The sequence below is a fragment of the Sinimarinibacterium arenosum genome, assembly GCF_005047655.1.
Classification (GTDB): domain Bacteria; phylum Pseudomonadota; class Gammaproteobacteria; order Nevskiales; family Nevskiaceae; genus Solimonas.
Map to the genome: position 1 here is coordinate 1 of NZ_SUKF01000015.1, position 23683 is coordinate 23683.

The 23683-nt window shown below is 65.3% G+C and carries 23 protein-coding genes and 1 pseudogene; 13 read left to right on the top strand and 11 right to left on the bottom strand.

Annotated features, from left to right (window positions below):
• Nucleotides 1–257: 257 nt before the first annotated feature.
• Genes E4T66_RS20880 through E4T66_RS20895 form a run of 4 tightly spaced genes read right to left on the bottom strand, consistent with a single transcriptional unit; the run spans nucleotide 258 to nucleotide 4415 of the window.
• Entirely contained in the window at nucleotides 258–1271 is a 1014-nt protein-coding gene (locus E4T66_RS20880; RefSeq protein ID WP_136852015.1) for an alpha-ketoacid dehydrogenase subunit beta, read from the bottom strand.
• Nucleotides 1268–2524, bottom strand: coding sequence for a thiamine pyrophosphate-dependent enzyme (locus E4T66_RS20885; RefSeq protein ID WP_136852017.1), 1257 nt, complete (start codon nucleotides 2522–2524; stop codon nucleotides 1268–1270). The genes E4T66_RS20880 and E4T66_RS20885 overlap by 4 nt, the downstream gene beginning before the upstream one ends.
• Before the next feature lie 5 nt (nucleotides 2525–2529).
• A complete protein-coding gene (locus tag E4T66_RS20890; RefSeq protein ID WP_136852019.1) occupies nucleotides 2530–2958 on the bottom strand; it encodes a RidA family protein in 429 nt (142 codons plus the stop codon).
• A gap of 5 nt (nucleotides 2959–2963) precedes the next feature.
• Nucleotides 2964–4415, bottom strand: a complete 1452-nt coding sequence (locus tag E4T66_RS20895) for a M81 family metallopeptidase (protein WP_136852021.1) — start codon at nucleotides 4413–4415, stop codon at nucleotides 2964–2966.
• Nucleotides 4416–4507: 92 nt separating this feature from the next.
• Here E4T66_RS20895 and E4T66_RS20900 point away from each other — a divergent pair, with 92 nt between their 5' ends.
• The 4 genes from E4T66_RS20900 (at nucleotide 4508) to E4T66_RS20915 (ending at nucleotide 9221) form a co-directional block, all read left to right on the top strand.
• The gene (locus tag E4T66_RS20900; RefSeq protein ID WP_136852023.1) at nucleotides 4508–5200 is read left to right on the top strand and encodes a TetR/AcrR family transcriptional regulator; all 693 of its coding nucleotides are present in this window, start codon (nucleotides 4508–4510) and stop codon (nucleotides 5198–5200) included.
• Entirely contained in the window at nucleotides 5197–6570 is a 1374-nt protein-coding gene (locus E4T66_RS20905; protein WP_136852025.1) for a serine hydrolase domain-containing protein, read from the top strand. Before E4T66_RS20900 ends, E4T66_RS20905 begins: the two co-directional genes overlap by 4 nt.
• Before the next feature lie 88 nt (nucleotides 6571–6658).
• The gene (locus tag E4T66_RS20910) at nucleotides 6659–8035 is read left to right on the top strand and encodes an MFS transporter (RefSeq protein WP_136852027.1); all 1377 of its coding nucleotides are present in this window, start codon (nucleotides 6659–6661) and stop codon (nucleotides 8033–8035) included.
• 73 nt (nucleotides 8036–8108) lie between these two features.
• On the top strand, nucleotides 8109–9221 hold the full coding sequence (locus E4T66_RS20915) for an NAD(P)/FAD-dependent oxidoreductase (RefSeq protein WP_136852029.1): 1113 nt from the start codon (nucleotides 8109–8111) through the stop codon (nucleotides 9219–9221).
• Here E4T66_RS20915 and E4T66_RS20920 read toward each other — a convergent pair.
• Complete coding sequence (locus E4T66_RS20920; protein WP_136852031.1) at nucleotides 9161–10759, bottom strand: carboxylesterase/lipase family protein; 1599 nt, start codon at nucleotides 10757–10759, stop codon at nucleotides 9161–9163. The two genes, E4T66_RS20915 and E4T66_RS20920, sit on opposite strands and share 61 nt — an antisense overlap.
• A gap of 139 nt (nucleotides 10760–10898) precedes the next feature.
• Here E4T66_RS20920 and E4T66_RS20925 point away from each other — a divergent pair, with 139 nt between their 5' ends.
• The 4 genes from E4T66_RS20925 to E4T66_RS20940 all read left to right on the top strand — a co-directional run bounded on the left by E4T66_RS20925 (nucleotide 10899) and on the right by E4T66_RS20940 (nucleotide 16457).
• On the top strand, nucleotides 10899–11564 hold the full coding sequence (locus E4T66_RS20925; RefSeq protein WP_169577758.1) for a TetR/AcrR family transcriptional regulator: 666 nt from the start codon (nucleotides 10899–10901) through the stop codon (nucleotides 11562–11564).
• A gap of 28 nt (nucleotides 11565–11592) precedes the next feature.
• Nucleotides 11593–12477, top strand: coding sequence for an alpha/beta fold hydrolase (locus tag E4T66_RS20930; protein WP_136852035.1), 885 nt, complete (start codon nucleotides 11593–11595; stop codon nucleotides 12475–12477).
• The gene (locus E4T66_RS20935) at nucleotides 12474–13889 is read left to right on the top strand and encodes an amidase (protein ID WP_136852037.1); all 1416 of its coding nucleotides are present in this window, start codon (nucleotides 12474–12476) and stop codon (nucleotides 13887–13889) included. The genes E4T66_RS20930 and E4T66_RS20935 overlap by 4 nt, the downstream gene beginning before the upstream one ends.
• 312 nt (nucleotides 13890–14201) lie before the next feature.
• Nucleotides 14202–16457, top strand: coding sequence for a TonB-dependent receptor (locus tag E4T66_RS20940; RefSeq protein WP_248679833.1), 2256 nt, complete (start codon nucleotides 14202–14204; stop codon nucleotides 16455–16457).
• A 39-nt stretch (nucleotides 16458–16496) separates the two neighbouring features.
• Here the strand turns inward: E4T66_RS20940 and E4T66_RS21805 are convergent, their stop codons facing one another.
• A complete protein-coding gene (locus E4T66_RS21805; RefSeq protein WP_282707021.1) occupies nucleotides 16497–16631 on the bottom strand; it encodes a hypothetical protein in 135 nt (44 codons plus the stop codon).
• Between E4T66_RS21805 and E4T66_RS20945 the strand changes: the two genes are divergently transcribed.
• Complete coding sequence (locus E4T66_RS20945; protein WP_136852039.1) at nucleotides 16630–16947, top strand: hypothetical protein; 318 nt, start codon at nucleotides 16630–16632, stop codon at nucleotides 16945–16947. The genes E4T66_RS21805 and E4T66_RS20945 overlap by 2 nt on opposite strands.
• Nucleotides 16948–17123: 176 nt before the next feature.
• On the opposite strand, the gene E4T66_RS20950 is transcribed toward E4T66_RS20945, so the two are convergent.
• Genes E4T66_RS20950 through E4T66_RS20960 form a run of 3 tightly spaced genes read right to left on the bottom strand, consistent with a single transcriptional unit; the run spans nucleotide 17124 to nucleotide 19642 of the window.
• The gene (locus E4T66_RS20950; protein ID WP_136852041.1) at nucleotides 17124–18107 is read right to left on the bottom strand and encodes an NAD(P)H-dependent flavin oxidoreductase; all 984 of its coding nucleotides are present in this window, start codon (nucleotides 18105–18107) and stop codon (nucleotides 17124–17126) included.
• Between the two features lie 15 nt (nucleotides 18108–18122).
• Nucleotides 18123–18938 carry a GTP cyclohydrolase FolE2 gene (gene folE2, locus E4T66_RS20955; RefSeq protein ID WP_136852043.1) on the bottom strand — a complete coding sequence of 272 codons (816 nt, stop codon included), beginning with the start codon at nucleotides 18936–18938 and terminating at the stop codon, nucleotides 18123–18125.
• Nucleotides 18939–18994: 56 nt separating this feature from the next.
• Complete coding sequence (locus tag E4T66_RS20960; RefSeq protein ID WP_136852045.1) at nucleotides 18995–19642, bottom strand: hypothetical protein; 648 nt, start codon at nucleotides 19640–19642, stop codon at nucleotides 18995–18997.
• Between the two features lie 118 nt (nucleotides 19643–19760).
• Between E4T66_RS20960 and E4T66_RS20965 the strand changes: the two genes are divergently transcribed.
• Both E4T66_RS20965 and rnk read left to right on the top strand, forming a co-directional pair.
• The gene (locus E4T66_RS20965; RefSeq protein WP_136852047.1) at nucleotides 19761–20396 is read left to right on the top strand and encodes a helix-turn-helix transcriptional regulator; all 636 of its coding nucleotides are present in this window, start codon (nucleotides 19761–19763) and stop codon (nucleotides 20394–20396) included.
• Nucleotides 20397–20674: 278 nt separating this feature from the next.
• Nucleotides 20675–21076, top strand: a complete 402-nt coding sequence (gene rnk / locus E4T66_RS20970; RefSeq protein WP_136852049.1) for a nucleoside diphosphate kinase regulator — start codon at nucleotides 20675–20677, stop codon at nucleotides 21074–21076.
• 195 nt (nucleotides 21077–21271) lie between these two features.
• Here rnk and E4T66_RS20975 read toward each other — a convergent pair whose 3' ends face one another.
• Together E4T66_RS20975 and E4T66_RS20980 are read right to left on the bottom strand one after the other, a co-directional pair.
• Nucleotides 21272–21832, bottom strand: coding sequence for a redoxin family protein (locus E4T66_RS20975; protein ID WP_136852051.1), 561 nt, complete (start codon nucleotides 21830–21832; stop codon nucleotides 21272–21274).
• On the bottom strand, nucleotides 21832–22317 hold the full coding sequence (locus E4T66_RS20980) for a cytochrome P460 family protein (RefSeq protein WP_136852053.1): 486 nt from the start codon (nucleotides 22315–22317) through the stop codon (nucleotides 21832–21834). The genes E4T66_RS20975 and E4T66_RS20980 overlap by 1 nt, the downstream gene beginning before the upstream one ends.
• A 117-nt stretch (nucleotides 22318–22434) precedes the next feature.
• Here E4T66_RS20980 and E4T66_RS20985 point away from each other — a divergent pair, with 117 nt between their 5' ends.
• Together E4T66_RS20985 and E4T66_RS21905 are read left to right on the top strand one after the other, a co-directional pair.
• Entirely contained in the window at nucleotides 22435–22770 is a 336-nt protein-coding gene (locus E4T66_RS20985) for a winged helix-turn-helix transcriptional regulator (RefSeq protein WP_211243067.1), read from the top strand.
• Between the two features lie 491 nt (nucleotides 22771–23261).
• Nucleotides 23262–23561: pseudogene (locus E4T66_RS21905) on the top strand (TIR domain-containing protein); the annotation flags it as partial.
• Nucleotides 23562–23683 lie beyond the last annotated feature (122 nt).

Genomic DNA, 23683 nt, shown 5'->3' on the forward strand with positions numbered 1-23683 from the left:
GCGTTCGAGAACTTGGCGGACAGCCTCCTCCTTGAACTCTGGTGTAAATCTCTGGGTACTCATGCACTTCCTCCTATGCTCAAATCATAGGCCGGCGATGCCTACTGCCGCAGGGGAAGTCCAAACCGGACTCCAGACCGCGCCATTGGTCAGTCAGAAAGCGGACATTGGCGCAAGAAGACGCCAGCATGTCGGGGCCGCGGTACAAATTCTCCGACGCTCGGACACGACAGGCAGCTTGAAGGCGCAGTGTCTTATCACGCCTCCATGACACGTTTGAGCGCACGCTCGACGCGGCCGGGGCCCGGGAAATACTGCCATTCAAAAGCGTGCGGATAGGGTGTATCCCAACCGGTGACGCGTTCGATGGGCGCTTCGAGGCTGTAGAAACAGCGCTGCTGGAGCTGGGCGGCGAGCTCGGCGCCCAGGCCCGAAGCGCGACTCGCCTCATGGGCGATGACGCAGCGCCCGGTCTTGCGCAAGGATGCGGTGATCGTGTCGATGTCCAGAGGAAACAGCGTGCGCAGATCGATGATCTCCGCGTCGATGCCGCAGGCGTCGACGGTGGCGAGGCAGACATGCACCATCGTGCCGTAAGTCAGCACGGTCACCTGGGCGCCGGGACGCACGATCGCCGCCTGGCCGAGCTCGATGCGGTAGTAGTCGTCCGGTACTTCGCCGGCCGGATGCGCAGACCAGGATTGCAGCGGGCGATCGTGGTGGCCGTCGAACGGGCCGTTGTACAGACGCTTGGGTTCCAGGAAGACGACGGGGTCGTTGTCCTCGATCGCGGCAATCAGCAGGCCTTTGGCGTCGTACGGATTCGACGGCATCACCGTCTTGAGGCCGGAGATGTGCGTGAAGATCGCCTCCGGGCTCTGACTGTGGGTCTGGCCGCCGTGGATGCCGCCGCCGCAGGGCGCCCGCACCGTGATCGGTGCCCAGAACTCGCCCGCGGAGCGATAGCGCAGTCGCGACGCCTCGGACACGAGCTGATCGAAGGCCGGCAGGATGTAGTCGGCGAACTGGATTTCGACGACGGGACGCAAGCCATACGCGCCCATGCCGATTGCGGCAGCAACGATGCCGCCTTCGGCAATCGGCGCGTCGAACACGCGGCGCTTGCCGTGCTTCTGCTGCAGTCCGGCGGTGCAGCGGAACACGCCGCCGAAGTAGCCGACGTCCTCGCCGAAGATCAGCACCGTGGGGTCGCGCTCCAGCATCACGTCCATCGCCGAGTTCAGCGCCTGGACCATGTTCATCGCCGTCATAGTCCTTCAGCCTTCATCTCGTCGCGTTGCTCGCGCAAATGCCAGGGCACGTGCTCGAAGACGTCGTCGAACATCGTCTCCGGATCGGCTGGAGGGGTGCCGAGCGTGCCATGGCTCTCGGCTTCGCGAACCGCGGCCCTGACTTCCTCATCGAGTGTTTCGGCGAGTGCCGCGTGGCGCTCCTCGGACCATGCGCCCAGTCCGATCAGGTGCTGCTTGAGGCGCTCGACCGGATCTCCGAGCGGCCAGTGCGCGGCCTCGTCCTGCGGCCGGTATTTCGACGGATCGTCGCTGGTCGAGTGCGCCGCGGCGCGATAGGTGTACAGCTCGATCAGTGTCGCGCCGCCGTTGCTGCGCGCGCGCTCGGCGGCCCAGCGCGTCGCCGCGTAGACCGCCAGAAAGTCGTTGCCGTCGACGCGCAGGCCCGGCAGGCCGTAGCCGACTGCACGTGACGCGAAGGTCGCTTCGTCGCCGCCGGCAATGCCCTGAAAGGTCGAGATCGCCCACTGGTTGTTGACGACATTGAGAATCACCGGTGCGCGGTACACCGAGGCGAAAGTCAGCGCGTAATGGAAATCGCCCTCGGCGCTGGTGCCGTCGCCGATCCACGCCGCGGCGATGCGCGTGTCTCCGCTGTAGGCAGAAGCCATCGCCCAGCCGACGGCGTGCGGGAAGCGCGTGCCGACATTGCCGGACAGTGAATAGAAGCCGGCCTCGCGGCAGGAGTACAGGATCGGCAGCTGGCGACCCTTGAGCCGGTCCTTGCGGTTGTTGAAGATCTGGCAGATCAGATCGACGATCGGCCAGTCGCGCGCGATCAGCAGGCCCTGCTGGCGGTAGCTGGGGAAGCACATGTCGTCGCGTTGCAGCGCGAAGGCCTGCGCAACGCCGATCGCCTCCTCGCCGCTGCTCTTGATGTAGAACGATGTCTTGCCCTGACGCTGCAGGCGCACCATACGCTCGTCGAGTGCGCGTGTGAGCATCATCGCGCGCAGGCCGGCGCGCAGCGTCTCAGCGGGCAGGTGCGGATTCCAGTCGCCCACTGCGTGGCCGTCGTCGTCGAGCACGCGGATCAGCTGGAACGGCAGCTCGCGCAGCGCAGCGGCCGGTGCGTGCACATCCGGTCGCGCCACGGTGCCGGCCGGAAGAATCACCAGACCGCTGAAATCCGGTGCTTCGCCGGGACGGGCGGACGGTTCCGGAATGTGAAGCTGCAGCGGGGCCTGCAGGCCCCGTGTCGAATGTCCGGGCATGGGAGTCAGTGTGCAGACCGAGAGTGCGCGGAATGCCGCGATCGCGGGCGCTCGATGTACGCCACGGCTTCGATCTCGACGCGCGCGCCAGGAATCAGCAGCGCGCTGACGACGGTGGACCGGGCCGGCGGTCGTTCCGGAAAGAACTCGCGATAGGCGGCGTTGAACGCGGCAAAGTCCGATGGCTCGGTGAGCCAGGCCGTGGCCTTGATCACGGCGTCGAGGCCCGCGCCGGCCTGCGCGAGAATCCCGCGGATGCGTTCGATGCATTGACGCACCTGCCCGGCGATATCCGGCGCGACGAGACGGCCTTGATCGTCGATGCCGAGCTGACCGGAGACGAAGATGAAATCGCCGGCGCGTATCGCCGCGGACAGCGGCACGGTCTCGCCGTTCGCCAGTCGCAGCGGCTGGCCGATGGATTCGATGGTCATGGGTGTCACTCCGTCCAGGGGTACTTGCCGGCCGTGGACATGTGCCGGTAGGGAATCTGCGTCAGGATCGGCGTGAGCGCACCGGGCGCACCCATGCAGATGATCTCGCCGGCCATCGGCGCGAAGCCGGCCTGGAAGTGCAGCGTCGACTTCGGAATGTAGATATCGAGCCCGGTCACGCCGAAGTCGCCGAAGATCTTCGGCGTGAAGCACTGGGCACGACGGCTGCCGACGATGACGTGGATGCCGTCGCAGTCCAGCGCGACCGCATCGCCGATCGGCACCGGCAGCGCCGGGTTGTCGCCCTGGGGAAACTCGTGAAGGTAGTCCGTGCGGATGGCGCCCACTGTGGCGACGACGTCGACGGGCATGCCGGAGGTGACGCCGGTCTTGCCGCCGAGACGCAGCGGCAGGCGCGCGCCTTCGCCGGCGGCCTGCGCGATTTTCACCACCTCGGGATCGTGCAGGATTGCGATGCCGGCGCCGCGCACGCCGTTCTGCAGCAGCCATGCGAGCGCGAAGGTCGAATCGGCCGGGGCGCCGCCGCCGGGGTTGTCGGACTGGTCGGCGACGACGACGGGCCGCTTCGCACTCTGCACGGCTTGACGCAGCGCCTGCTCGAGCGGCAGCGCGCGATTGGCGATGGCTTCGCGCAAGGTTCGGAACTGTTCTCCGAGCTGGCGCGCGAGTGCTGCGGCCTTCTCCATGTCGCCATCGGTGAGGACCAGCAGTTTCGCGCCCGCATGTGCGACGTCGCCGTACGGGAATCCGTGCGCCAGCGATACCGACAGCACGCCCGGCTGCTGTTCGCAGGCCTTCATTCCGGCGACGAAGCCCTTCATCGGCTCGCTGACCGTCGACCACAGGCCGACCATGCGGCAGTCATGCAGGGCCATCGTCGGCCGGATGCGCTTCTGCTGCGCGGACTCGAGCAGTTCGAGCACTTCGGCGGCGCGCTCGGCGACGTCGATGTGCGGGTACTCCTTGTAGGTGACGACGATGTCGGCGGCGCGCAGCAGACGCTCGTCGACGTGGCAATGCAGATCGAGTTCGATGCCGATCGGCACGTCCGGCCCCACGATCGCGCGCACGCGCGCAGCCATGTCGGCCTCGCAGTCGTCGTAGCCCTCCGCAACCATCGCGCCGTGAAGGAACAGGAATACGGCGTCGATTCCGCCGTGCTCCAGGTAATGCCGCAGATCGGCCAGCAACTCATCGCGAAGCGATTCCCAGGCCGCACGAACCGTCGGCCCCGCAGGCTGCGCGAACGCCAGCAGACCCGGCAGCAGCACATGGCCATTGCCGGCGCACCAGTCGCCGACTGCGCCCAGCAGCGGCGCAAGTTCGGACGCGCCGGGGGCTTCGCCACGATGGCAGGTCGAGAACGCCGCACGCCCGGTCGGCAGCGGGGAAAACGTGTTGGTCTCGGTGGCAATGCCGGCGAGAAACAGCTTCATCGGTGACTCCGGTAGGCGGTCCGCTTGACATTCCGATAAAAGGCGAACATCGTTCGTGTATTAAACACGAATAGTATTCGTAAATAAAGACGATGAAGCGGAAGACAGAAGCGGCGCAGGCGCCGGCCAAGCGGCGCGCGGGCACGCCAGGACGCAAGCCGACGCTCAAGCGCGAGGAGATCGTCGCGGCCGCGCTCGCGATCCTCGACGCCGACGGCTACCAGGCGCTGTCGATGCACGCGATCGCACGGCGGCTGAACACCGGCCCGGCCACGCTGTACAACTATTTCGAGTCGCTGTCCGACATCGAGGACGCCATTGCCGCAGAGCTGATGGCGGCCGTGCGTGCGCCCGAAGTGGGCGGCCCGGTGCGCGAGCAGCTGATCGACATGGCGGTGACCTACTACGACATGGTGCTGCAGCACCCTCAGGTGGATCTGTTGACGGGTCCGCAGGCCGTGCAGACCCGCGCGCGCCTGGTCAACGGCGCAATCCGGGCGATGGTCGACGCGGGCGTCGGCCTGGAAAGCGCCGCGCTGACGATGACGGTGCTCAGCGGATTTGCCTACAGCGCAGCGGTTGCTGCGCGCATCGACGGCGACCAGCGCGCTCAGCACCGGTCCCTGATCCCCGCCGCCGATCGCGACATGATCGAGAAGGCGCGCGCCTCGACCTTCTTCGGCGGTCCGCCGCGTGACGTATTCCGCCGTGCCGTCGAAGTCACGATCGATCGCCTGATCCCGGAGCTCAAGCCCGCGGGGCGCAGCCGCGGAGCGCCGCGATGAGCGGTGCCGTGCCAACCGTCGCCGTCGACGGCGAGTTGCAGAAGCTGCTGGATGAGGCGCTTGCACGCCACGGCGTCGTCGGTGCATCGCTGGCCGTGTTGCGCGACGGCAAAGTCGCTGCCGCTGCGTCCGGCATGCTCAATGTCGACAGTGGCGTCCGGGTCCGGCCCGAGTCGCCCTTCCAGATCGGCTCCATCAGCAAGCTGTTCACGGCGACGCTCGCGATGCAGCTGGTCGAGGAGGGACGCCTCGATCTCGATGCGCCGGTGCGCCGCTACCTGCCCGACTTCGCGCTGGCCGATGCAGCCGCGGCGTCGCGCATCACGACGCGGCAGCTGCTGAATCACAGCAGCGGCATGGAAGGCGATTTTTTTCCGCAGGACGATCCGTGGGGCGCGTCGGCGGACAGTTATGTGCGCAAGATGGCGCTTCTGCCGCAGCTGCACGATGTCGGCGCATACATGTGCTACTGCAATTCCGGCTTCGTGCTCGCCGGTCGCGTCATCGAGGTGCTCGCCGGCAAGCCCTGGCAACAGCTGGTGATGGAACGGATCTGCACGCCGCTGGGCATGCGCCAGGCTTTCGCCGATCCGCGTGAGGCACTGCGGTACCTCAGCGCCGTGGGGCACATGGCCGATCCGGCGAGCCCGTCGCGGCTGTCCGTATCGCCGCTGACGTATTTGCCGCTGAGCATGGCTGCCGCTGGATCGGTGCTGAGCATGAGCGCGGCGGACCTGCTGCGATTCGTCGCGGCGCACCTGCGCGGCGGCGTGTCGGAGGCGGGGCGCCGCGTCCTCAGCGAGGCGTCCACGGCGGCAATGCGCGCGTCGCAGATGCGCCTGCCTGCGTTGCGCGCCGGCTTCGATCGCATGGGATTGGGCTGGTTCATCGGCAAGCTCGCCGACGAGGAGATCGTCGGCCATGACGGCGCCTGCGCCGGACAGTTTGCCTACACGCTCAGCGTGCCCCGACACGATTTCGCGTACGCGCTGCTGACGAACAGCCCGAGTGCCGCGATGGCGGACGAGCTGCGCTCGACGCTGCTGCGGCCGATCGGCGTCACGGCGCAGGACCCGCCGCCGCAGCCGCCGCCCGACTGGACGCCCCTGCGTTACGTCGGCACCTACGAGAACCTTGCGGCCCGCCTGCTGATCGCCGGGCGGCCCGGCGGACTGGCACTGAAAATCGTCCCGCGCCAGCCGGGCCTGGTTCAGCACCAGCAGGCGGAGCTGGTTCCGCATTCGCCCGACTGCTTCGACATCCTCAGCGACAATCCGATGCTGCAGGGACGGGTGACTTTCGTCGGCGAAACCGACGGACGCGCGCAGTTCGCCGCAGTCGGCGTGCGCATGGCCCGACGCGTCTCGTGAGCGCTGCAGCGAATGCGCCGGTCGCGTCAGTGAGCGAGACGGGGCTGCAGTCGGCTGTGCGGACGAGGCGCGGCTTCGAGGGCGCGGCATGAGGACGACGACGCTGTCGCGCGGGATGCTGCTGGCCTTCTCGCTGCCGGCGATCATGCAGGGATTCACGCACACGGCTGCGGGACAACTTCTCAGCGGGGTCTACGCCAAGTTCCTCGGCTTGCCGCTCGGCGCGCTGGGTACCGCAGTTCTCGCCTGCAAGATCTTCGACGCCGTCACCGATCCCTTGATCGGCGTGATCTCCGACGCCCACAAGCGACGTGGCGGCTCGCGGAAGTCCTGGGTCGTGGCGGGTTCGCTGCTGGCGGCGTTCGCGCTGTGGTTTCTGCTGCGACCGCCCGAGGGCGTCGGCATTGCCTACTTCACGGTCTGGTATCTGCTCGTCTATCTCGGCTGGACCGTCGCCGAGATCCCCTACCGGGCCTGGAGCGTCGAGATCACGCAGGACTACCAGGATCGAACGCGGGTTGCCGTCTGGCTGTTCGTCACCGCGCTGGTCGGTGCGATCGTCGTCTTCGTCGTTCCGATCCTGGGACCGGTCATCGGCTTCGCCGAGTCGCAGGAAGTCACGCCCGTCACGCTGTCGGTGCTGGCACTCATCACCGCAGTGGCAACGCCGGTGCTGTGTCTGGTCGCGATCCGTCGCGTGCCGGAAGGAACCGCGGCGACAGAGACACACGACGAGGCCCCGGCGCAACTGCTGCACTCGGTCGTCGGCAATCGGCCGCTTTTGTGGCTGACCGGTCTGTTCCTGATGTACAGCTTTGCCAGCGGCATGATGCAGGGCGTGCTGTTCCTGTATGTCGATGTCTATCTGGGGCTCTCGAAGCACCTGGCGGTCGTGCTGCTGATCACCGGACCCATGGCCGTGCTGGCGACGCCGATCTGGGGCTGGCTCTGCGGGCGCTACGAGAAGCACCGCGCCTGGGCCTTCGCCGCCACGGGCCAGGCGATTGCCGTCGCACTGATGGGTCTGGTCACGCCCGGCGAGTCGGCACTCGGGCTCGTGATCGCGCTGACGCTGCTCAACTTCTTCTTCGGCGCCGCGGCCGGCGTGGCGATGCCGGCGTTGCTGGGCGATGTCGTCGACTACGGCAGCCTGCAGTTCAGGCGCGAGTGCGCAGGCACCTATTACGCCTTCTACACCTTGATGCAGAAGTCGATCAGCGGCGCAGGCATCGCGGCTGGCATGTTCCTGATTGCCCGCTTCGGCTTCGACGCAACCAGTGCCGCGCAGACGCCAAACGCCGTCGCCGGGATCAAACTTGCCTACGCCTATGTGCCGGCCGCGCTGGTGCTGCTTACTGCGCCGGCCCTGCTGCGCTTTCCCATCGATCGCAAGAGACATGCGCAGATCGTCAGCGCGTTGCGCACCCGTCGCGCGTCCGTTGCGCCGGCGACGGTCGCCGCCTGACCCTCACTCACAAGCCATGACTATCGAGCGTGCCGCAATGCGCAGTGCCGACGAGGCGAATAGCTGATTGCTCATGAACTGTTACGACTTTGCCGTGGTCGGTGGCGGAATCGCTGGAGCGTCCCTGGCGGCGCGCCTGGCAGGTCGGGCCAGCGTGCTGCTGCTGGAGCAGGAGTCTGCGCCCGGTTACCACAGCACGGGCCGATCGGCGGCTCTTTACAGCGCCCTGTATGGCAATGAAAGCATTGCGGCCATCACTCGGGCGAGTCGCAGCTTCTTTGATGCTCCGCCAGCGGGGTTCAGCGAGTATCCGCTGCTTTCTCCGCGCGGGGTGCTGTATGCCGGCGCCGCGAGCGACGCCGCAATCATCGAAGCGCTGGTCCGATCTCCGCTGGCCCGCAGGATCGGATCGGATGAGGCGCTGCGGCTCGTGCCAATGCTGGCACCCGCCTCTGCTGCTGTCTGTGCGTATGAGCCCGATGCGTTCGACGTGGACGTTCATGCGCTGCATCAGGGCTTTCTGCGCATGGCACGTGCGGGCGGCGTCGAGCGTGTGTGCAATGCCGGCGTGACCGGTCTTGATCGCGATGCAAACCACTGGCAGTTGTCGACGGCCACCGGCAGCTTTCGGGCGCGAGTGGTCGTCAACGCCGCAGGCGCCTGGGCCGACCGCGTCGCGCAGTTGGCCAGTGCAGGTTCTTTGGGCGTGCAGCCTTATCGGCGCACGGCCATGATTATCGATGTGGGCCATCAGGTCGACTGCGGTCGCTGGCCGGCGGTCGTCGCAGCGGACGAGTCGTTCTACTTCAAACCCGACGCCGGGCTGCTGCTGGCATCGCCGGCAGACGAGACGCCCTCGGAGCCCTGCGATGCGCAGCCCGAGGAACTCGATATCGCCATCTGCGCGGATCTCATCGAGACGCGCACCGCGCTGAAGATCCGCAGGATCGTCAGGTCGTGGGCGGGCCTTCGTTCCTTCGCGCCGGACAGAACGCCGGTCGTGGGCTACGACGCGTCCGTCCCGGACTTCTTCTGGTTGGCCGGGCAAGGCGGGTACGGCGTGCAGACGGCGCCCGCGCTGTCGGCAGCGGCGGCCGCGCTGGCCTTGAGAGAGGCGCTTCCGGCCTACGTCGTCGACGAGGGCCTCGACGCGTCCAGGTTGTCTCCGCACCGCTTTGCCCAGTAACCGAGCAGCGGGCCGTCCAGATCGGCAACCAGTTCCGACGCATGGTCGAGGACCATCGTGGCGCGGCTGTTCGCGTCGTAGGGCGCCCAAGTCGGCAGGCCGGGCGCGGCGGGCACGCCGGTTCGGGCGAATGCGGTGAAGGCCTTGCGCATCCGCGCGGAGAGTTCGCGTGTCGCGGCATCGTCCGGCAGCAGGGCGATGCCCGGCAAGGTCCGGAACAGCAGGGCGACGTCGATGCCGTGGATCGCGCCCAGACCTGGAATCACCGATTCGCAATTGAGCTGGTAGTGCCAGGTCTTGCCGGGATGCGCCGAGGCGTGCGCTTGCGCGGCGCGCAGGGTGGGAACGCGGAAGCACGCGTCGTTGATGACCTGCTCGTAGACGGCGCGCATGCCGCTGCGCGGCATCGCTGCGCAGTAGTGCGCCAGCAGCGCGTCGAGGTCGCCATCGGGAACGAGTCCGCCGATGTGGTTCGCGAATACGCGCGCGGACAGGTAGCGGCCCAGCGGCGAGGCCAGCGCGAACAGGGTACCGTCATGGCGGCAGGTGCCGAGCAGCAGATCCACATCGTTGGGCGTGCCCGAACCATAATCTGCCAACGGCGGCCGCGGCAGGAAGGCCGTGTCCGTGGCGGCACCCCAGTGGAGGATGCCTTGTCGGCTGATCGCGCCGTATTGCTGCGGATCGCGAGCGCGCAGGATTCGCTTGAAGACCGCGTTCTGCAGGCGCGCGAGCGCAGGGCGATCGAGTGACAGGAGCGCGTGGCTGTCGCCCGCTGCGACGCCGACGTCCCCCAAGGCGTCTCGCGTCAGTTGATGGTGATCCTGCGCCGGGGCGTTCGGACCCGGCATGCCGCCCATCGCGATCGCGCGCCGGAACAGGCCCTTGCCCAAAGGGCTCGCCGCCAGGTGGTAGACCGCCAGCGCGCCGGCGGATTCTCCGAACACGGTGACGCGGTCGGGATCGCCACCGAAGCGCTGAATGTTTTCCTGAACCCACTCCAGCGCGGCGATCTGATCGAGAAAGCCACGGTTGTCCGCGCACAGATCGCCGTCGAACAGGCCGGCACCGTGCAGGAAGCCCGGAGGACCGAGACGGTACTGGATCGCGACGGCGACGATGTCCTCGCGTGCGAACGGTGCGCAGTCGTAGAACGCGTTGGCCGCGCCGCTCGCAAACGAGCCGCCGTGAATCCAGATCATCACCGGCAGTCGCGCGTCGCGGTCCAGCGTTGGCGTCCACACATTCAGCCGCAGGCAATCGTCGCCCTCGGCGATGCCGCGAAAGCCGTCGATGGCGTCGAGATAGCGGCGCCGTGCGCGCGGAAACGGCAACCGCAGGCTTCTGCGGCCGAACTGCATGCAGGCAGGGCCGTAGTCGCGCGCGTCGAGCACGCCGCTCCAGGCATGCCGCCGCCTAGGCGGTAGCCATTTCGCGGGGCCGCACAAGGGCTCGGCGTAGGGAATGCCTCTGAAGACGTGGATGCCGTCCTCGACGCTGCCGCAGACCGACCCTTGCAGTGTTTGGATGGTGGGCATCGCCGTCCTGTGTTCGCGGCCAGCGATCTGGCGCACTTGAGCGGAGCCTTCGTCAGGCTGTTTATAACCACTAGGTTGATATTGATTATAACCGCGTGTATAAATATGTCATCTCCGGCTGCAGATGAGTCCGTCCGCGATGCCCACCATTGACCCGAAGAAGCCTGGCCGTCCGCGCAAGCTCACCCGCGACCGCATCGTCCGCGCGGCGATCGAGGTTCTCGAGTTCGAAGGCTTCGGCGCCTTGACGATGCGGGCGCTGGCCCAGCGGCTGGGCGTCAATCACGCGACCCTCTACAACTATGTCGGTCATATCGAGGACATCGAGAACGAGGCGCTGCAGACCCTGACGGCGCGCGTGCCGATTCCGAGCGCCGACCGTCCGGAGCCGCTGCGTCAGCAGCTGATCGAGCACCTCCTCGCCGTCCGCGAGCTGCAGCTGCAGCACCCGCACATGGTCCATGCGCCGGTCGGCTCGCCGGCTTGGCGGACCAACATGAAGATCACCGACCAGGTGCTGCGGGCACTGACCGCGGACGGCCGCAACCTGGTCGAAGCCGCGATTGCCTACAACGTGCTGGTGTCGTTCATGGCCACCAGCGCGGAGCGTGCGCGCAGCACACCGCTGCCCAAGGACACACCGTACTTCGAAGTGGAGCGGCAGGCGATCCTCGCGTTGCCGAAACGGGACTCCGCGCTGATCCGCAAGCCGCTCGAGCAGCCCGTGACCGCGGTGGCGCAGCTCGCGTCGCATACGGCGGTGCTGAATCTGCTGTTCGACCGGCTCCTGCCGGGTCTCAAGTGACCGGCCAGCCGGTCGGCTCGAGACGCACGTGAGTCCATCCCTGCTCGAACTGCAGCTCGCCGATGGCCGGCGACTCGCGTATGCGGAGTACGGCGCGCGCTCCGGCAAACCGTTGCTGCTGATGCACGGGACGCCGGGCGGGCGACTGCAGGCGCAGATCTTCGACGAGGCCGCGCGGGCTGCCGGCGTGCGTCTGATCGCGGCAGACCGGCCGGGATTCGGGCACTCCGACCCGGCGCCCGGACTGAGCTATCTGAGTCATGCCGAAGACGTGCGTCAGCTGCTCGATCATCTGGGCCTGCCGCGCGTGGCACTGGCCGCGATCTCCGGCGGCGGTGGCTTCGCGCTGGCCTGCGCGTATCGCCTGCGCGGACGCATCAGCCAACTGGTCCTGGTGTCCGCGGCGGTGCCGGTGCCGCGCGAGGCACGCGCCGGCTTGTCGCTGCGGAATCGCCTGATCGGCTGGCTCGCCACGCATCAGCCACGGATCGGCGAGCTTCTGATGAGGGTCGCCTTTCCGCGCCGGCTCGACGAGAAGGTCGTGGAGCGCCTCGCCAAAGGCCTGCCGCCCGCCGACCAGCGCGTGATGCGGATTCCGGCGGTGCGGGATGTCTTCCTCGGCGAGTCCACGCGCGACATGCTGCGGCAGGGCTTCGCGGCGACCGTGCACGAGATGGCGCTGAACGAGCAGCCCCTCGGCTTCGATATGACCCGGATCGACCTGCCGGTTCATCTGTTGCACGGTCGCGCCGACGTCAATGTGCCGGTCGGCGTCGCGCGCCATGTCGCCGCGCAGATCCCAGGGGCGCAACTCGATCTGATCGACGATGCCGCGCACCTGTTCATCCTGGAGACGCCCGAACGCCTGTTCCGGTTGGTCCAGGACCCCATGTCCGAGTCGGCAAGGCGATGAGGCTCGACGAGTACGCGCGTCACGATGCCATCGGCCTGATGGAGCTATTGCGCCGCAGGGAGGTGTGCGCGCGTGAACTACAGCGTTGCGCACTCGACGCAGCCGCGCGGCTGAACCCGAAACTGAACTTCCTCTCCGGCTGCAGCGACGAGCAGCCGAGCTGGCTGGAAGACGCTCCGTTTTCGGGGCTGCCATTCCTGGTGAAGGAAGGCAACGAGTGTGCGGGTCATCCGGCGACGATGGGCTCGCGCCTAGGCGCGAATCTCAAGGCCAAGCAAGACGGCGAACTGATGCGCCGCGTCAAGCGAACCGGCGTCGCGATCATCGGCGCCACCACGGCGCCGGAGTTCGGACTCTATCCGGTGACCGAGTCTGCATTGCACGGCGCGACGCGCAATCCCTGGCAAGTGCATCACTCCCCGGGCGGTTCGAGTGGTGGCGGAGCGGCGGCGGTTGCCGCCGGCGTCGTTCCGGTCGCACAGGGCAGTGATGGCGGGGGCTCAATTCGCGGGCCCGCGCACTGCACTGGATTGTTCGGCCTCAAGCCGACGCGCGGCCGCACACCGACGTCGAGCCCGGGACTGTTCGGCTTCACGCATCTGCATGTGCTCAGTCGCACGGTGCGCGACTCGGCGGCCTTCCTGGATCTGCTGCAGGGGCCGCACGCGGGCGGACGTTTCTGGGTGCCGCGACCGGAGCGGTCGCACCTGGCGGAAGTCGAGCGCGAGCCCGGGCGCCTGCGCATCGGCCTGTGCCGCGCGTCGCCGCTCGAAACCCCCTTGGCCCCGGAATGCGGCGCAGCGATGGATCAGGTCGCGCGACTGCTCAAAACGCTCGGCCATGACGTCGAGGACGCGTCGCCGCAGGTCGACTGGCACGGTCTGTTCGACAGCTTCCTGGTGGCGTGGACGCATGCACTGCCGCGCGCGATCGCGACGATTGGCGCGATGTCTGGCCGCGCGGCCGGACCTGACACCCTCGAGCCGATGACGCTGAAATTCGCCGAGCGCGCACGCACGCTGACGATCGACGAGCTGTTGCAGGCGGAGGCGGTGTTCCAGGCCGCACGACTCGCCGTGGATCACTTCTTTGAGAACTACGACTTGTGGGTCACCCCGGCAGGCGTGCAGCAGGCCCCCGCGATCGGTACGTTCGATCCCAGTCGCGGCGATGAGGATCTGCAGACCTATGCCGCGCGCGCGCTGCGCGACTACGCGGCGTTCACGCCGCTGCTCAACATCACCGGTCATCCGGCTGCGTCGGTGCCGGTCTGCCATGGCAGCAACGGGCTACCGGTCGGCACTCAGATCGTCGCCCCCCTGGGCGACGAAGCCACGATCTTTCGTGTGTCCGCACAGCTCGATGCCGTCGTGCGCTGGTCGCAGCGGACTCCTCCCCATTCAGTTTTCTGAAACAGCGTTTCCAGTTCGATCACCGGGGCGATGAGACCCTGCCGGAGGACAGTGAGTATGTTCAGGTTCAGCGCCCGTGTGGCGGTTTTGTCGATTTTGATGTGCGTATCCCAGACGGCACCGGCGCAGGAGGACGCGTCGCTGGACGATCTCTTCATGCCGGAGCCGGAATCTGGCAACGATGCCGCTCCGGCTCAGGATACGGAATCTCCGACGGATAGTTGGGCGTCCAGTGAGCCCGCGGATCCGACAGGCGCCGAACAGGCTTCGGAACCCGAAGCCGGGACGCAGGAGACCACGGAGGGGGCGGCTGTGCCATCTCTGGAAACGATTCCCGTGACGCAGATCTCGGCAGTGGACACGCAGAAGCTGCCGCCGCCTGCGCCCGAGAGCGCTCAGCTCGAGGAAATCGTCGTGACGGCGACGAAGCGCGCGAAGTCGTTGCGTGACATTCCGGCTTCGATCTCCGCATTCGACGGCGAGAAGCTGGAGTCCCAGGGGAAGCTGGATCTGGGTTCGTTCATCCAGGAGTCGCCAGGTGTGACCGCGACCCAGAACGGCCCGGGATTCATGCGCATCGCGATGCGCGGGATCAGCACCGATGCCGAGCCCCTGTCGATCATCCCGTCGGCGACCGGCATCCTGATCGGCGACGTCGCCTTCTCTGATCCCTACATCTCCAACATCACACCGGATCTAAGCGCTTTCGATCTGTCGAGCGTCGAAATCCTGAAAGGCCCCCAGGGCACGCTGTTCGGCGGTTCCGCTCTTTCGGGCGCAGTTCGCTATGTATTGCAGGATCCGGTGATGGACGAATGGCAGATCCGCGGGTTCACGCAGTACGTGAGCCCCGAGGGGGGCAGCCATGCACTCACCAGCGGCGTTGCCGTTAACGCGCCGATGTATGAAGACCGCGTCGCGCTGCGGGTGGGCTACGTGAAACGCGAATACCCCGGGGTCTACGATCTCACGCGCGAACCCCGGCAGGACAACGTCGATGATGGCGACGGCGACCAGATCCGCGCGATACTGGCTTGGCAGGCGACCGATGCGCTGAAGATCAAGCTGACGCATCTCGAGCAGGACTTCGAAGCCGAGAATGCACTGATCCTGGCGGTAACGCGCGAGGCGCGCGAGAACAGCCGGATCATTCTGCCGCAGCCCACATCACATGGCTTCGATCTCGACAGCCTCGAGGTGGACTATGACTTCGAAGCAATGCGGCTGGTGTCGCTGACGTCCCGCTCGACCAAGACGCTGAGCTTCGTTGGCGACAGCACGGCGGGGATCCTCGGCAATCCACCGCCGGGAACACCGGAGTCGGCGGCGATCTTCCAGACTGTTCACGACGATTCCTCGGCTTTCGCGCAGGAGCTACGGCTGCAGTCGACGGGGCCGGGCATGCAATGGCTGATGGGCGCGTATCTCTTTGATTACGAGGTGACCTTCGACATTCTCATCGACACGGTCGCGCACCAGCAGACGCTCGGCAACGACAGCCTGCTGAGTCGTCTGCTGTCGGGCCTCGGCGTCGAAAGCGCGAGCCTGTTCGCCGAGACCTCGCTGCTGTACGCCGTGACCAAGCCCAAGGCGCAGGAGCGTGCGCTGTTCTTTGACGTCAGCGACACGTTCTGGGACGACCTCGAACTGTCCGCAGGTGCGCGTCTCTACTCGACCGAGGTCAAGGGCGGATACCAGGGCTATGGCGTGCTAGCCCGCGCTATTAACAACGGCCAGAACGTCGATGCCTCCAACAACCGGATCAACGAAGAAGGCATCAGTCCCAAGATTTCGGCCACCTATCACTTCACCGACGACCATTCCTTGTGGGCCCTGGTGAGCCGCGGCTTCCGCTTCGGCGGCCTGCAGAGCGTGCCCTCCTCGCCGACCAATGGGGTTCCCCCGGTCTACAAGTCGGATTCGCTGTGGAACTACGAACTCGGTCTGCGCACGAACTGGATGGAAAACACCCTGCGCTTCGACATCACTGCGTTCTACATTGACTACACGGACCCGCAGATTCAGCAGACGACCACCGGCGTCCCGCTGAACTACACCGACAACGTGTCCGCGGCGATCAGCCAGGGTTTCGAAGCCAGCCTGCGCTGGATCACGCCGCTGCCTGGCCTGATGCTGGCGCTGGACGGCGGGCTCACCGACGCACACATCACCGAACCGTTCACGGCGTCCGACGGCACACTGGTTCCGGCCGGGTCTCAGATGCCCGGTGCCGCCGAATCGCAGTACTCGGCGTCGCTGCTGTTCTTCGCGCCGATCGGACTGGTCAACGTGGCGTCCAATCTCGGCTACACGTATATCGGCAAGGGCTATGGTGACATCGTCCACAGCGAGCGCATCAACGACTTCGGCACGCTCAACGGTGGCATCACATTGATCAGCGATGCCTGGTCATTCCGACCACAACTGTCCTTCCATGTGGCCAACATTCTCGATGAGACGGCTGCGCAAGGCGGCTCCACCAGAACGACCACGACGCAGCAGGCGATCAGCAGCTTCCAGCTCAATCCGCCACGGACATTCACGATCCGCCTGGGTATGGAGTTCTGAGATGTGCCCCGTGCCGTGCACGATGAAGACACAGAGGAATCACGGACATCCTGTGCGACGGACGCTGGCAGCGACGGCGCTGGCCGTCGCTTCGGCTGCCGCGGCGTCGAGCGAGGCATCGGACAACGAGGCTTCCATTGCCGGCATCTGGCGCATGGATGTCAGAACGCTCATGGCCGACGCCACGGTCTTCTTTGTGCTCGATACGGATCGCACGTGCAAGCAGGTAGTTCGGATCGACCTGCTCGGGTTCTCGAAATGGACTGCGCGCACCTGCACTTGGCGTCTCGACGGTGAACAGCTGACGCTGGCCCTGCAGGAGTCAGCGGCGCCGAAGAGCGAGTTGGAAACGACGGCGCAGGTCAGGCTTGCTGAAGTCACACCTGACCGCCTGGTGATATCCAGCGAGGGCGAGACGCAGCTCTGGGCGCGCGCTTCCGAACTCCCACCGGATTTTCAGGTCCAGTTGCAGGCCGTCTCTGCGAGATGAATCATCGCGGCTGCTCGATGACAGTCTCTCGACTATCGAGACCAGATCGAATGTGCCGAGCCGGCCGACGAAAAGCGGACGCTTGCCACTGACCGCAGTTGGCACGACCCAGCCGGTCGGGGCGGGTGGGGCAGTGACTGGAATTTGAGTCAAAGGCGCCAGACGACAACACGCCCTTATCGTCGGTAGGTCGGGCCAGTCGAAGAAGCGCCCGTGGCATCCGCCAGAACCGCCTCCGCATCCGCGCCGATTCGACGAACCAGCGCATCCGCTGACTCGATCCCGTTCACCAGGCTGACGCATTCCCCCGCCCAAACCATCGCGCGGCTTGTGTCGCCACTGGATTGGGCCTGCGTGAATGCGGGCATCAAGGCCGCAGCGCGCGAGGCCAACTCCGATGTGTGGGAGTGCCACCTTCGGACAAAATCGTTTTGAATCGCACGACCCGTAAAGGATTCGGGCCATGCATACTCCCGCAACACATCGAACACCTGCGTTTTCACGGTATCCGAAGCGTCGCACCGGACAAGTTCCTGCTTTAGGTCTTGATGGCCAAGCGCTTCTTCTGACGCGTAGAAGCGTGTGCCCAGCATCGCGCCCTGCGCGCCGAGGCAAACGGCGGCTGCGACGCCGCGTCCATCCGCAATACCTCCGGCCGCGAGAACCGGTATGCCCGATGCCAGATCAACGATGCTCGGTACCAACGGCATCGTAGCCAGAGTGCCGCCGTGACCCCCAGCTTCCGCGCCCTGAGCAACGAGGAAATCGGCTCCGGCATCAATCGCCTGTCGTGCGGTCTGCAGATCCTGAACCTGGCATCCCAGGGCGGCCCCGCTTTCCTTGATCTGCGCGGCCCACGGCTGGAGCGATCCGAAAGACAGTATGACGGCTGCGGGTTTGAACTGCAGTGCCAGCTGAAGGACCTCGGGCTTCAGCGACCACGATATGAATCCGATCCCCCATGCGCGGTCGGTCGAGGCGCTGACCAGGTTCAACTGCTTCTCGACCCAGTGCAGGTCGCCGTATCCGCCGCCGATCATGCCTAAGGCACCGGCGTTGGACACGGTTGCAGCCAGATGCCCTCCGGCGACACCACCCATGGGTGCAGAGACGATTGGGAATCGCAAATCGAATCGGCGCGTGAAGGGTGTCGAGATCATCGGTAGGCTCCCGTTCTATTCGGCACGCCACATGGAGTGCCGCTCAGGACTGTAGGTGATCCGGGCAAACGCTGAGTGGTTGTGAATAGATTCGAAGTTCTCCGCTTCGACCGTAAATGCGGCGACTCGTGGATCAGCACGGAGTGACTGCGCGACGCACCTGACCAGATCTTCGACGAAGCGCGGGTTATCGTATGCACGCTCCGTGACGTACTTTTCGTCCGGGCGCTTGAGGAGTCCGAACACCTCGCAGGAAGCGCTGCGCTCGGCGACGCCAATCAAGTCCGCCACATCGATAATCTCCAACAGCTCTGCCGAGATCCTGATATGGGATCTCTGGTTGTGGGCGCCGTATGAAGAGATCTCCTTGGAGCAAGGGCACAAGCTCGTTGCGGGCACCAGCACTTCGACAGACTGCCGGTACTCGCCGTCGGAAGCTCTCGCCCGCCAGGTGATCTCATAGTCCACGAGGCTTTGGGCACCCGAGATGGGAGCAGCTTTGCGGATGAAGAACGGAAAGCGGATTGCGAGTTCGCCATGTCGTGCGCCAAGACGTTCGACCATTTCCATGACGAGATTTCGAAGTGCTGAGGGTTCCAGTGGTTGCGAATGCGCTTCCAGGAGCTCGACGAAACGGGACATGTGAGTCCCCTTGACTCGGGCAGGGAGTGCGACCGTCATTGTGAAGTTTGCGACGGTTGACTGGCAGGACGCGCCCTCCCGGATCTGCACCGGGTATCGCAGGTCCTTGATGCCGACCGCATCAATGGCCAGATCGCGCTCGTCAATGGAGGACTGCAGGTCGGGAAGTACAGCAACGGGTAGATTCATGCTTTTCTCGGGGTACGGCAGCGCGCGGGAAAGCGCGCTGCCGTGTAGTGGCTGCTTCAGGCGAACTTGGCTGGGAACTGCTTTGCGATAGCGCCCGTCAAGGCGTCGGCGATGACATACATGTGCTGCTTCATCGCATCCCAGGTCCGCGCTTCCGCGGCGTAGTCCTTGGCGCGAAGCTGCTGGATCTGCTGGACGTGGTGGCCTCCGTGAGCGGCGAGCAGCCCGCGCAGCGTGTCGACTGGCAGGTTGGGGTTGGCGCCGCTCAGAAAGACCGCGATCTCACCGGCGTTGGCGGCGATCTTTGTCCAGGCACGGTCCTGCGCGGCGGGCGTCTGCGCGGCCAGGTAGTCCTTGATCGCCCCGTAGTGGCCTGCCAACAACCCAAACAACTTGTCGGATGCCTCCTTGCCGTAGAAGGGTTCGATCGCGCTGGCGATCTGTTTGGCGTTGGCGACGACCTGTTCCTCCGCCGCCTTCGCCGCCGCGGAGTTGTCGGAAAGAGTCGACTCCACCACGTTGCGAACCCAGAAGACGTGGCCGAGCCAGAGGTCGCGCATCGCGGCATTCGTCTCGACGACGCTCGCAGTGGTCGCAGAATGAGCATGGTGCGATTCGGCGCTGTGAGCCGGCCCGGAGGGCAGGAGCACGGCCATCGCCGAGAGGGCAAGAGCTACGAAGGGGAAGTAGTGATTCGGGCGCATCGATATCTCCTTGTGTGGGTGTGCAGCGCGGCCACCGTAAGGAGCGTAAGACCATATAGTCAACACGAATATGACATAAGTGCCATAATGAAGAGCCCACCCACAAGAGGTTGTGTCCATGCTCGATCTGCTAGGCCGTCGCCAGAAGGACTTGCTCCGACTGCTGCTCAGACACAAGGACGGGTTGACGGTTGATGAACTGGGCCAGCATCTGGGAATCACCCGAAATGCGGTGCGGCAGCACCTGACGGCTCTCGAGGCGGACGGCATCGTTTGCCTGGGATCGGTTCGCCCCACTCGCGGCCGGCCCACGCAGGTCTACGCGCTGAGCGTGAAAGGGAAAGAGCTGTTCCCTCGCCAATATGGATGGTTGGCACAACTGATCGTCGAATCGATTCGACAGGAGGCGGGTGGCCCGGCGCTGCGCAAGCGACTCACGGCGATGGGGATCAGGGTTGCCGAACAGCTGCGCCAACAACATACGACTGGGCGAACCCGGCAGGACAAAGTCCTGAAGCTCGCGGAGCTCATGGAGCAGTTGGGCTATAGCACTTCGGAAACAAGCGTTCTGCAGCCGAACATCATCTCGGCGGACAACTGTGTGTTTCACGATCTGGCCCAGAAGGACCCGGAGATCTGTCAGTTCGACCTGGCGTTGCTGTCGACGTATACCGATAGCAACGTGGATCTCCAGGAGTGCATGGCCAAGGGTGGGAATGTCTGTCGCTTCAAGTTCAGATCGCGCACGCAGTAGAGCGTCGGACGCAGGCGCGAGAGTCGACGGTCACTTCGATTGACACCCCTGGGCTTGCCGCCTACGATCAGGCCGTCATGACTCTCGACGTCCGCCACTTGTCGTCCCGCCGAGGACCGATTCTCGAAGGCTACTAAGCCCCGGGGCTTCGCGCGTGAGCGCGAAACCATTTGCCCGGGGCCTTTGGACGTTTCAGCACCGCAGTTTGATCGTCGCGCACGCTGATCGTTGATCGCGCGCGTCAGACCTTTTTTGCCTGTATTACTTCGAGAATCCTCATGAATCACACTGCCCTCGACAGGGAACCACCCTTGCTCCTTGACAATCGGAACGAGTCGATCCTTCGCAATGTTGCGAAGGCGGCAATGGACCGCGCACCCGAGGTTGCCACGCTACTGCTCGCGGAGGTGGATCGAGCAGAAATCGTTTCCGAAGCAGAACTTCCAGACGATGTCGTCACCATCGGATCGTTTGTGACCTATCAGATTCAGTTGACGGGAGCGATCAACACAGTGCGGCTTGTACTCCCCCAGCAAGCTGACCTATCCAAGATGCGCGTTTCGATTGTGAGCGGTATTGGCGCAGCCCTGATTGGGCTCAGGGCCGGTCAGCAAATTGACTGGGTTCTGGGGGGTCGGCGTCATGTGCTGGAGGTCATACGGGTAAGTCGCGAACCGTGACCGACGCGTTTGGACGCCTAGCGGGTAGTCGCCGCGAGCACGACAAATGCTCGCGGCGACGCTCTTGAAACGTTGTGACGCGCCGTTTCGCGGTGTCAATGTCGCAGTAGCGCACCGATAAGCCCGCTTGCGTGCTTGTGGGCTCGAAGGCGCCCAAGTCCCCGAAGGCAACGTGGCGAATGGCGACCGCGGTCCTCATGAGTGCCGCTCGTCGCGATTGACGGCGCAGCCTGACGGCGCACACCCAGCAATGCCGTCGGAGCGGCTCTTGCCAAGCGTCGCTGCGGCATTGTCTCCCCTCTCGTGCACCAGCGCCATGATTTCCGCGCCGATCACCATGTCGTCGAGCCGGCCGAAGTGCTGCAGCCGCAGGCGTCCCGTACGGTCGATTAGACACAGCGTCGGCGTGCCCTGCATGCCGTAGGCGTGCATGGTTGCCGGCACTGCCTCGCCCGGTCGGGCCGCATCGACGCCCACGGTATGCGTGACGCGATATTCGTGCAGGAACGCCTGCAGCGCCACCGGAGTCATCGCTGCGTGGTGCTCGAACACCGTGTGCAGGCCGACGACGGCGACGTCGTCTGCGGCGAGCAGACGATGCACGCGCTCGGCCTGTGGCACGCTGTGGCTGACGCACCCGGGACACAGCATCTGGAAAGCATGCAGCACGATGACGCGGCCGCGCAGACCCTCCAGAGACAGCGGCTGCGGCGCGTTGAACCACGCGCTGACGTGCCATGGCGGTGCTGGCGCCATCATTCGCCCGGGCGCGGCTGGCTGAACACGTAGTCCTGCCCCTTCTGCGCCGTGTGGCAGTCGAAACACGCGGCTTTGGCGTTGGCGCCGACGGCGTGCGTCGCCGGGTCGCCGCCGGCGAAACCCTCGAAGCCCCAGCCGCCGGTCGCGGCGAACTTCCTGGCGTCCTTGTGCATCACGCCGACGACCTTGCGCGCGCCTTCGGTGAGCGCGCGGTCGGCCGAAACGGCTTCGAGGAGATCGAACACGATCACCGCGCCATCGGGAAACGTGCCGCCGCGGTAGCCCTGCATCGCCTTGGCGTTTGCGTACAGGTGATGGATGCCGCCAAACGACGCGAACAGCGCGTGGCCGTCCTCGATCACCATGCTCTTGACGTGTCGCCAGTCGCGGTAGCCGTCCGGGTAGGGGACGACGGGCTCCGCGGCGTTGGCTGTCGTCATGCCGCATAGCATCAGCCATGCCGACAGAATGCTCGTTCTCATCGCGGTTCTCCTTGCTGCGCCGATCGCGCAGGTGCCAAGCTACTGCGCCTCGGGGTCACTGAAAAGCAGGCACTTTTCAGTGGGATAGGCACTTTCCAGTAAGGTTTGGAGACGACCGTGGCCAGTGGTGACGACGAACGGGATGCGACGCCGGTGCCACGCATGGTGGAGGACGTCGTTGGCTGCAAATGGAGCCTTTCGGTCATCGACTGCGTGCGGAACGGCATCGCGCGCCCTGGCGAGATCGAACGCGCGATCACCGGCATCCGCACGAAGGTGCTCAACGAGCGGCTGCGCAAGCTGGTCCGCTACGGAGTGATCGCGCGCACCAGTTATCCCGAGGTGCCACCACGCGTCGAGTACCGGATGACCGAGTTCGGCATGCGCTTCGTCGACGTGCTCGATCGGATCGAGGCGCTCGACATCGAGCGCGGCGGCGTAAGGGTGGGCTGAGCCTCCGGCGCAGCTGGGGGCCGGGCACGGATGTGACGACAATCTGCCCTTATCACCGGTACGAAACGGCGGCTGTCAGCCCCTTGAAGACGGTGGCGCGATCAACACGACGGGCTCGTTTCGGCCATGAGCGGCGGATGGCGAGCGGCGGCTTTGCGGCCTCGAATTTAGCAGCTGGTTGAACCTAGCCAAACGGCTCTGAGCCCGACACCGGCATGCGACGAGTCGGCCTGACAAGCTTCGTCCGGCAAGAGCACCTATCATGCCGCTTACACTTTCGGAAGTAGACACGATCCAGGGTGTCAGCTGCTCCATTGGTGTGCGAGCGGGAAGCAGCAGGTCGCCCGCCGAGACGTTGACGATTCGGGCGCTCTAATGTGAACTGCGATTCGGGCAAGTCCGGTGCTGACGGACAGCCCCCACTGGCCATGCTAGTGACGCGCGCCGAGGTATCACCTCGACTTCAATCGAGGTGCTGATGGGGAGGAGCTATGGCGTACCGAAACGGGAACTACACAGCGTTCTATGTCGCAGAGCCCTTTAACTCAAGTAGCTTGGGCGCTCATGCCTCGAGGGACTTCTGCTACTACAATCTTTTGCGAACATGGAAAGGAGCTGATCCGTCGTTTCCGTTCAATGATTCACACGAAAAGACGTATAACGTTCGCGATGGCAGCGACTGGGAGTTGACGTTGAAGCCGCGCCTGAGAGAGCGACTCCGAAGCTCCAAGAACATTGTCCTCATCCTCTCGTCGAACACAGTCAACTCGCGAGCCCTGCGGGAGGAAGTGGGTTCTACCCCGTGATCTCGGACGGGTTGGAAAGAGCTGAAAACTTCTGATCCTGCTTGGCGACTCTACGCCGCATTCTGGGGTTGTGGAATCGCTCGATGTAGTTGAACAGATCGGCCTTG